4 protein-coding genes are annotated in these 3118 nt (G+C 63.2%); 2 read left to right on the top strand and 2 right to left on the bottom strand.

The features are described 5' to 3' along the window. A partial coding sequence (locus AC1D1P_RS18990) for a dienelactone hydrolase family protein (protein WP_477674041.1) occupies window positions 1-642 on the bottom strand: 642 nt, incomplete at its 3' end. A gap of 44 nt (window positions 643-686) precedes the next feature. Next, window positions 687-1520 (bottom strand): undecaprenyl-diphosphate phosphatase, encoded by an 834-nt coding sequence (locus AC1D1P_RS18985; protein ID WP_457279124.1) that lies wholly within the window; start codon window positions 1518-1520, stop codon window positions 687-689. A 301-nt stretch (window positions 1521-1821) separates the two neighbouring features. Here AC1D1P_RS18985 and AC1D1P_RS18980 point away from each other — a divergent pair, with 301 nt between their 5' ends. Beyond that, complete coding sequence (locus tag AC1D1P_RS18980) at window positions 1822-2232, top strand: DUF2306 domain-containing protein (protein WP_477671543.1); 411 nt, start codon at window positions 1822-1824, stop codon at window positions 2230-2232. Window positions 2233-2368: 136 nt separating this feature from the next. Then, window positions 2369-3118: alpha/beta hydrolase family protein (locus tag AC1D1P_RS18975; RefSeq protein ID WP_477674040.1), on the top strand; the 750-nt coding region annotated here is incomplete at its 3' end.

Raw genomic sequence — 3118 nt, 5'->3', positions numbered from 1 at the left:
CCCATGCAGGGTGACGCACTCCGGGGCCAGTGTCCAGTCGTCGAGCTCGCCGATCATGATCAGGAGCGGCACATGGACTTCATAGTTCCACATCCTGTTGTTCAGCAGGCAGCCAGGGTAAAAAGCCACGGCGGCGCGCGGCTGCACCTTCTGTGCCTGCACGTATTTGTCTGTGGCGTCGATAGTGCTGAGCACCGTCTGCGCGCCATGCGACCAGCCCAGGACCACAATGCGCGAAGCATCCACAGACGGCTGCTTCACCAGCCAGTCGATGGCAGCAAACACATCCTCGCGGCGATCGCTTTCGTGGATGGTGCGGAGCTTGTTGGGTGTCTCGCAAATCGATTTCTGGCCACGCGGGGTGAAGCTGTCCAGCGCGAGGAAATGCATGCGCTCCGCGTTGAAGTACCCGCCATACCGGAAGAGCCGCTCGGCAAAATTGCCTTTACTGTCGAGCCCGCCGCCGCAGCCATGCAGGCCGATGATGACGGGCCGCGGATCCTTGTCGCCGGTGTCGAACCAGTAGCCGGGAATCTGCAGCTTGCCGTCCTGCGACGGGATAAATACCGGGCCACTCGCATGCGACAGCTGTGCCAGCAGCAAGCCCCAAAGAAGAACAGAAAAATACCGAAGCCAGGTCATGGCAGTCCCCTCCTCTGCGTCTCTTTTACCGGACGCTCAGTTTTTTACGCCGCCCAAACCACCAGCCCGCTCCATGCCGTGGCCAGCACCACAATGCCGAACGCGATGCGGTACCAGGCAAACGGCACAAAGCTGTTGGTCGAGATGTAGCGCAGCAGCCAGCGTACGCAAAGCCAGGCACTGAAAAACGAAAACACCAAGCCTACCGCAAACATGGGCATGTCGGCAGCAGACAGCAGCGCCCGCTCCTTGTACAGGCTGTAGGCGCCGGCGCCAATCAGCGTCGGCATGGCCAGGAAAAACGAGAAGTCGGTCGCGGCCTTGCGCGACAGCCCCAGCAGCATGCCGCCGATGATGGTCGCACCGCTTCGGCTGGTGCCGGGAATCATCGCCAGGCATTGCACCAGGCCGACCTTCACCGCGTCCATCACGGTCATGTCCTCCACCTCCTGGATGCGCGCAGCCGCGGTGTTCTTTTGCTGCCGCTTTTCGGCCCAGAGGATGATGAAGCCGCCGATGATGAAAGTGCTGGCCACCACCACGGGCGTGAAAAGATGGGCCTTGATGGCTTTGCCGAACAGCAGGCCCAGCACCACGGCGGGCACAAAAGCCACCAGCACATTGAGCACAAACTGTTGCGCCTGTTTCTCGGTCGGCAGGGCTACGGCGGTCGCGCGGATCTTCTGCCAGTACACCAGGATCACCGCAAAAATGGCGCCAGTCTGGATCGCGATATCAAACACCTTGGCTTTTTCATCGTCAAATCCCAGCAGCGCACCGGCCAATATCAGGTGCCCTGTCGAGGAGATCGGCAGGAATTCAGTCAGGCCCTCGACGATGCCCATGACGGCGGCTTTGATCAACAGTGCAATATCCACGCGGTCTCCAGAAAATGAAAGATTATGGCCCCCACGGTCGCTCACTTCGTGTAGCTCCCTGCCCCCCAAGGGGGCCGCTGCGCCTGCGGCCCGGCAAAGCCGGTTCCGCGGCCCCGGCTGGGTTCAAGAGCTCCCGGCGCGCAACCCGGATGGGGGTATTTCACCAGTAGGGCCGCGGGACTGGCTTTGCCAGACCGCAGGCGCCGTCCCCTCGAGGGGAGAACAGGCTACCGCAGTGAGTCTGGACAGGGGTGGTATTTCTGTGCACAATTTGTTACCCCTTCCGCCAGTCGCCACAGCCATGCAACTGACACCGCTGATCGCCATTCATCTGTTTGCTGCCAGCACCGCCATCGTCATTGGGCCCGTCGCGCTGTGGGCGCGTAAAGGGCGCTTGCAGCGGCCCAAGCTGCACCGGGCTTTTGGTTATGCCTTCGTGACGATGATGCTGGTCACCGCCGCGACGGCAGTTTTCATCCGCGACTATGACTATCCCAATATCGCCGGCTACACACCCATCCACCTGCTGGTGCCCTTCACACTGCTCAGCCTGACCGGCGCGTTTTGGCATTTGAGCCGCGGCAACATTGCGGGCCACCGCCGCGCCATGCAGTCCCTCTACATTGGCGCATGCCTGGTGGCAGGCGTGTTCACGCTGATGCCCGACCGCTACCTGGGCAAGATGCTGTGGGCGCAGCTCGGCCTGCTGTGACTTTCCACATCGCCCGGAAAAGCTGCAGCATTTTTTGACGAGCCCGTGGCAGGACGGTCCGTGCACGGAGTCCGGTGAAAATCCCTCGGACGCACACAATGCCCCACCCGGGCGCCCAGAAAACGAAGGAACACCCATGCACCGTTATGTCCTGAGCGGCCTGTTGCTGCTCGCCGCCACCTGCGTGCAGGCCGGCATGGGATTCACCGAACTGCCCGGCCTGCAGGACGATGGCCCCGTCAGCGTTTTTTACCCTTCCGCCGGTGAAGACCGGCAGGCCCAGTTCGGCTCCTATTCCCTCAAACTTGATCGCGGTGGCCAACCCGTGCGCGGCAACACGCGCCTCGTGGTGATCTCGCACGGCTCGGGCGGCTCGCCCTGGACGTACACCGACCTGGCGCGCCGCMTGGTCGAAGACGGCTTCGTCGTTGCGTTTCCCCTGCACCGCGGCGACAACGCCATGGACCCGTCTACCCCCGGACCCGACAGCTGGAAGCAGCGGCCCGCCGAGGTCTCCCGCGCCATTGACGCGGTAGCGCGTGACCAGCGCCTTGCACCGCTCCTGTCGCTGGACAAGGTCGGCATGTACGGCATGTCGGCCGGCGGCCATACCGCCCTGACGCTCGCCGGTGGCCGCTGGTCCCCGGCGCTGCTGGCCCGGCATTGCGAGGCCAACATTGCCGAGGACTTTCACACCTGCGTCGGGCTGACCACCCGGCTTACGGGCGGCATGCTGGACGGCCTGAAAAAATCGGTGGCGCTGGCAGTGATCCGCCAAAGATTCAGCGACGCAGGCTGGCAAACCCACACCGATCCGCGCATTCGCGCCGTGGTTGCCGGCGTTCCGCTGGCCGCCGATTTCGACATGGCCTCGCTGGCCGCACCG

This window comes from Polaromonas sp. P1_E1_2, from assembly GCF_056406035.1.
This window is presented reverse-complemented; position numbering and strand designations above follow the sequence as displayed.

Coding starts and splice junctions, on each gene's coding strand:
- AC1D1P_RS18980 (WP_477671543.1), top strand. CDS start 1,822: ATGCAACTGACACCGCTGATCGCCATTCATCTGTTTGCTGCCAGCACC.